Genomic DNA, 6293 nt, shown 5'->3' with positions numbered 1-6293 from the left:
GGAGCACCGCCCCGCCTCCCGCCGGCGAGAGGGCTTCGAGGCGGCCCCCGTGCCGTTCGACGATGCTGTACGCCGTGGCCAGGCCCAGGCCGCTGCCGCTGCTCTTGGTGGTGAAGTAGGGGTCGAAGACGTGGGGCAGGTCGGCCGGCGCGATGCCCGGACCGTTGTCCTCGACCCGGATCTCGACATAACGGCCCGCCTGCAGCCCGGCCGGGGCGGCCGGGAGGTTGCGGCCGACGATGCGCACGGCGCCGCCGGGCGCCGCCGCCTGCCGCGCGTTCAGCAGCAGGTTGTTGACGACCTGGTTCATCTGGTCGCTGTCCAGGGCCACGGGCCAGAGGTCGTCCGGCAGGTCCGAGGTGCAGCTCACGTCGGCGCCCCGCAGCACGAACGAAGCCGACTCGTCGATGACATCGGCCAGCGAGCCCACCCTGAGCACGGGTGCGCCGCCCCGCGAGAACGTCAGGAGCTGGTTGGCCAGGTGCCGCGCCTTGTGCAGGGCGCCGGTGGCCGTCTCGACGCGGCCGTGGCCGTCGGCCTCCAGGCCCGGCGCGATCGCCAGGAGGGACAGGTTGCCGAGGATCACCGTCAGGAGGTTGTTGAAGTCGTGGGCGATGCCGCCGGCGAGCACCCCCAGCGAGCGCAGCTTGTCGGCCCGCTGCAGCTCGGTCTGGATGCGCAGGTTCTCGGCCACCTGCCCTTCCACCTCGGCGCGCAGACGGCGGGTGTAGGCCCGCTGGATCAGCAGGACCACGCCGCTCGCCACGAAGGCCAGGCCCAGGACCGCGACCAGGGCGATGAACCAGCCGCGCTGCCAGACCGGACCCGGCACCGTGATGACGCCCGAGGTGACGACGTCGCTCCACGGCTGCCCGGAGCCGGCGGCCTGCACCTCGAAGCGGTAGTCGCCCGGCTCGAGGTTGGTGTAGCGCAGCTCCTGGTTGCCGGCGTCGTCGGGCGCCGGCCAGGCGTCGTCGAAACCGACGAGCCGGGTGCGGGTGCGCAGGCGGCTGTCGCCGGCGGTGGTCAGCACGCGGTAGCGGAAGACGAGGCTGCGGGCACCGGGGGGCACGCTCACGTCGGCGTCCAGGCCGAACACCTGGCCGCGTGCCTCGAGCCGGTCGAGCACGACGCGCGGCGCCAGCGGCCGGTAGAGATCGAGGTCGTCGCGGTAGATGGACAGGCCGCGGTCGGTGCCGATCCAGACGCGGCCGTCCGGGGTAGCGAGGCCGGCGTGGCGGTTCGTCTCGCGCCCGACCAGGCCGGTCTCGGCCGTGAAGTGGACGAGTTCCTGCCCGTCGAAGCGGTACACGCCGTCGCTGGCGCCGCACCACAGGCGGCCGGCCGCGTCGCGCAGGACGAAGTACACCGGATCGGTGATGCCTTCGCCGGCCAGGACGGCTGCGGCCAGGGAATCGCCGCGGGCCTGGAACAGCCCCGCGGTCGTGCCGACCCAGAGCGTCCCGTCCGGGTCGCCGTGGAGGGCGTAGATGCTGTTGGCGCGGTCCTGGGCCGGGTCGCGGAAGCGGTGGTGCCGGGTGGCGCCGTCCGGGGCGACGACGAACACGCCGTCGTTGGTGGTGCCGAGGGCCATGGCGCCGCCGGGCAGGGCCTCCAGGACGCGGCAGTAGGGTCGGCCGCCCGGCGACCAGTCGACCGCGACGGGCCGGTCGGGTCCCTCGCGGTCCCGGATGAAGACCTCCTCGGTGGCGCTGTACCAGAGGCGTCCGGCGGCGTCGAACTCGACGGCCACGGCGTGGGTCGGCTCGGGCGTGTCGGGCCGTTCCCAGGTGAAACCGTCGTCCTCGGTGTAGTGGCCCAGACCCAGCACGCGTCCGGCCAGCCAGAGGCTGCCGTCGTGGGGGTCCTCGACCATGTCGATGATGCGCACGCGGGGGTCGACGGTGCCGAGGGAGACGACGCGGCGGTCCTGGTCCCAGAAGGTCAGGTGGTGGCGATGGCCCAGGACGACTTCGCCGTCGGCCCGCGCCATGACGACCGTCACCTCGGCCGTGGGCAGCCCCTGCTCGCGGGTGTAGTTGGCGAAGCGGCGGCTGACGAGCTTCGACAGGCCGCGTTCGGTGCCCTGCCAGAGGACGCCCTCGCGGTCGACGAAGAGCGTCGTCGCGCCGTCGATCACCAGGCCGTTGCGCTGGCCGAGCAGGTCCAGGGCGCGGTCGGGCCGGTGGTGGTAGAGGGCGACGAGGTTGCCGATGTACAGACCGCCCCGCCGGTCGGGTGCGGCGATCACGTCGGGGTACTCGGGGATGTGCAGGAAGGGGGCGTCGCGGCTGTCGAGGATGAAACCGTCGTCGTCGAGGTGGCCGATCCAGTCGGCGCCGACCACCCACAGGGTGCGGGTGCCGGCCTCCCAGGCCAGGGCCATCACGCCGGGCGACGGCGTGTCGAGGACCACCTCCCGCGCGCGCTCGGGCGCGGTGGCCGGGATGACGTAGAGCCCATCGGAGGTGCCGGCGTAGAAGAGTCCGTCGGCGCCGGCCAGGGTGCGGATCGAGTCCGGCTGCACCGGCAGGTCGGGGCACTCGCGCCAGCCGCCGCCTTCCCGGATCGCGAAGTCGCCGCGTCGCGTGACGGTGGCCAGCAGGGGCCCGTCGGGCGTGCCGGCGAAGGCGCCGTGCCGGAAGCTGTAGACGCTGCCCTCGAGGTGGGGCGGCGCCGCGTGCCGATCCCAGACGTGGCCGTTCCAATGGTACAGGGCCGCCTGCGTGCCGGAGAACAGGGCCCACACGTCGCCGGCCGGATCGACCAGCAGCTGGCCCGCGCTTTCGCTGTAGGAGAGCTCCGGCAGGTCGGCCTTCTCGAAGCCCACGCTGTCCAGCGAGACGAGGCCCGACCGGGTCGTGAACCACATGCGGCCGTCCCGGTCCTGGGCGATGCTCTTGATCTCGGATCCGGGCAGCCCGTCGGCCACTTCCCAGGTGCGCACCTGGTACTGCTGGGCCCGGGCCCGCGGGGCGAGTCCGGCCCCGAGGGCGGCGATGGCGATGGCGAACAGGATGACGCGGACGGCTCGGGGTGTGGGGATCATCGGGTCCCTTCACGGCGGCGAGGTTCGGGTGACGCCGCGATCCTAGCACGACCGGACGACGGCGCCCACGGCGAAGCGCTTCCGGATCCGCCCGCGTTTCGCGTCTTCCCGGGTGAGGCGACGCGGCACCGCCCCGGCGCCGGCGAGGGGCCGGCGTTGCGGCGACCGCGGAGAGATGACATGACAAAAATTGTCCCGGATTGGTCACGATTCCGCTATCCTCAATGGCATGGAGAACCGGCCGGACCTGACCCGACTGCTCGTCGCCGCCCGCGACGGGCGCCCCGACGACCGCGACGAACTGTACGCGGCCGTCTACGGCGAGCTGCGCCGCATCGCGCGCGGCCAGCGCCGGCGCCACGCGGCCGACGCCACCCTGCACACGACCGCCCTGGTGCACGAGTCGTACCTGCGGCTCATCGACCAGACGGCCGTCCTGGCCGGCGATCGGCTGCGCTTCTTCGCCACCGCGGCCCGGGCCATGCGGCACATCCTGGTCGACCGCTATCGGGCGCGCCGGGCGGCCAAGCGGGGTGGCGATCGGCAGCAGGCCGACCTCGATCCGGACGAACTCCAGGCCGACGTCCAGGGCGCCCTGCTGCTCGACCTGGACGAGGGACTGCACCGGCTCGCCGCCACGGACGAGCGCCTGGCGCGGGTGGTCGAGCTGCGCTTCTTCGTGGGCCTGAAGGACGCGGAGATCGGCGAGCTGATCGGCGTGAGCGACCGCACCGTGCGCACCGACTGGACGCGGGCCAAGGCCTGGCTGGCCGATTTCCTGGCGGAACCGGCGGCCGGGGCGTCGGCGGCGGGAGACGACGGCGATGACTAGGCGCAGCCGGCACGACATCGAGGCCTTTCTCGAGGCGGGCGCCGAACCGATCATCGGTCCGGCCCTCGCCGGCGAGCCGGCCGACGGCCTGTCCGGCGAACTGATCGGGCCGTGGCGACTGCTGCGCCCCATCGGCGAGGGCGGCATGAGCATCGTCTACCTGGCCGAGCGCGCCGACGGCGAGTACGCCGCGCAGGTGGCGGTGAAGCTGCTGCGCCATCCCGGCCGCGACACGAGCCTCGCGCGCCGCTTCCGCATGGAGCGGCAGATCCTGGCCGACCTGACCCACCCGCACATCGCGCGCATCGTCGACGGCGGCGTCGGCGAGACCGGCTGGCCCTACCTGGTCATGGAGCACGTCGACGGCGAGCCGTTCACGACCTGGGCCCTGCGGCGTCCGCGCGCCGAGCGCCTGCGCGCCTTCCGCGACGTGTGCGCCGCGGTGCACCACGCCCACCGCCACCTCGTCGTGCACCGCGACCTGAAGCCCTCGAACATCCTGGTCGGGCCGGACGGCGCGGTGAAGCTGCTCGACTTCGGCATCGCCAAGCTGCTGGACGCCGACGCGGCCGACACCGGCTTCACGGTGCCGTTCACGGGCACGGGCCTGCGCCTGATGACGCCCGAGTACGCGGCGCCCGAACAGGTGCGCGGCGAGCCCATCACCACCGGCACCGACGTGTACGCCCTCGGCGTGCTGCTCTACGAGATCCTGGCCGGACGCCGCCCCTACGAGCTGGCCCAGGCGGCTCCGGCGGAGATCGAGGACCGCGTGTGCCGGCGCGATCCGCCGCCGCCGGGATCGGGCGACCCCGACCTGGACACCATCTGCCTGAAGGCCCTGCGCAAGGAGCCGGCGGCGCGCTATGCCGGCGCCGACGAACTGGCCGCCGATCTCGCCCGCCACGCGGAAGGGCTGCCGGTCACGGCGCGGCCGGCGACGGTCGGCTACCGGGTGGGCAAGTTCGTGCGGCGCAACCGGGCGGCCGTCGCGGGCGGGCTCGTCGTGGCGATGCTGGCCACGGCGTTCGCGATCTCGTCGGTGCGGCAGGCGGCGGCCACGGCGCGGGCCCGCGACAAGGCCGAGGACGAGGCCCTGCGCGCCACCGCCGTGACCGGCTTCCTGCTCGACCTGTTCCGGGCCGGCGATCCGCGGCAGGCGGGCACCGACACCCTGCAGGTGGCCGACCTGCTGGCCCGCGGCCTGGACCAGGCCGACGCCCTCGCCGGCCAGCCCGCCGTGCAGGCCGAGATGCGCCTGGTCGTCGGGCGCGCCTACTCGCGGCTCGGCCGCTATCCGGAGGGTGAAGCGGCCCTGCGCGCCGGTCTGGCGGGGCCCGTGGCCGCGGCCCAGGGTCTCACCGGCCAGGTGGAGCTGGCGGAGAACCTGCTGGCCCAGGGGCGGGTCGAAGAGGCCGAGGCGATGGCCCGCGAGGCGGCGGCCCGCCAGGAGGCGCGGGGCGGCCCCGAGGACCCGGCCACCGCCCGGGCCGTCGGCGTGTGGGGCGCGACCCTCGCCGCGTCCGGCCGGGAGGCCGCGGCCGAGAGCCTGCTCGTCATGGCCGTGGGGAACCTGACCCGCGACGGCCGCCCCGTCGATCGCGAGGCGCTGGTCATCATGAACAACCTGGCCGACATCCGGATCAAGCTGGGCAAGGACGCCGAGGCCCGGGACCTGCTCGCCGAGATCCTGCCCCGGCAGCGGGAGATCCTCGGGTCCGACCACTACGACGTGGCCTCGACCCTGAACAACCTGGCCGTGGCGAATCGCCGGCTCGGCGATCCGGCGGCCGCCGAGAGCCTCTACGTGGCGTCGCTGGCCATCAAGCGCAAGCGGCTGGGCGACGACCATCCGGACGTGGCCCGCACCCTGGACAACCTCGGCATCGCGCTGGGCATGCAGGCCAAGTACGACGCCGCCGAGGAGAACTTCATGGCGGCCCTGCGGATCCGGGAGCGGACCCTGGGGGAGAATCATCCGTCGGTGGCGCGCAACTGGAACAACCTCGCCGTCCTGATGATGCGCAAGGGCGACGACGCCCGGTCCGCGGCCTACAGCGCCCGGGCCGTGGCGGTGGGGCGGGCTGCGGAGACGGCGCCGGCGGACATGGTGGGCAACCTGACGAACCTCGCCATCAGCAGCGCCAGCCTCGGCCGCCTGGACGAGGCCGGCGCGGCGGCCGACGAGGCCTGGCGCCTGGCGCAGTCGGGCACCCCGCCGGGTCATCCGGTGCGCGCCATGGCCCTGGCCGGCCTGGCCGAAGTGCATCTCCGGGCCGGACGGCTCGCCGAGGCCGACTCGGCCCAGACCCGGGTCGTGGCCCTCTTCGCCCAGCGCTACGGCGACCACCACCCCGCCGTGGCGACGGCGGCCGTGCGCACGGCGCGGTTGCGGCTGGCCCAGGGCCGCCT

3 protein-coding genes are annotated in these 6293 nt (G+C 74.2%); 2 read left to right on the top strand and 1 reads right to left on the bottom strand.

The window, feature by feature from the left end:
* A partial coding sequence (locus tag KDM41_16795) for a hypothetical protein (protein MCB1185085.1) occupies nt 1-3049 on the bottom strand: 3049 nt, incomplete at its 3' end.
* A gap of 229 nt (nt 3050-3278) precedes the next feature.
* On the opposite strand from KDM41_16795, the gene KDM41_16790 reads away from it, so the two are divergent.
* Both KDM41_16790 and KDM41_16785 read left to right on the top strand, forming a co-directional pair.
* Nucleotides 3279-3881 carry a sigma-70 family RNA polymerase sigma factor gene (locus tag KDM41_16790; GenBank protein ID MCB1185084.1) on the top strand — a complete coding sequence of 201 codons (603 nt, stop codon included), beginning with the start codon at nt 3279-3281 and terminating at the stop codon, nt 3879-3881.
* Nucleotides 3874-6293, top strand: a 2420-nt coding sequence (locus KDM41_16785; protein ID MCB1185083.1) for a serine/threonine protein kinase, incomplete at its 3' end; no start/stop codon positions are given. The genes KDM41_16790 and KDM41_16785, both read left to right, overlap by 8 nt.

This window comes from bacterium (genome assembly GCA_020440705.1).
Lineage (GTDB): Bacteria > Krumholzibacteriota > Krumholzibacteriia > LZORAL124-64-63 > LZORAL124-64-63 > JAGRNP01.
This window is presented reverse-complemented; position numbering and strand designations above follow the sequence as displayed.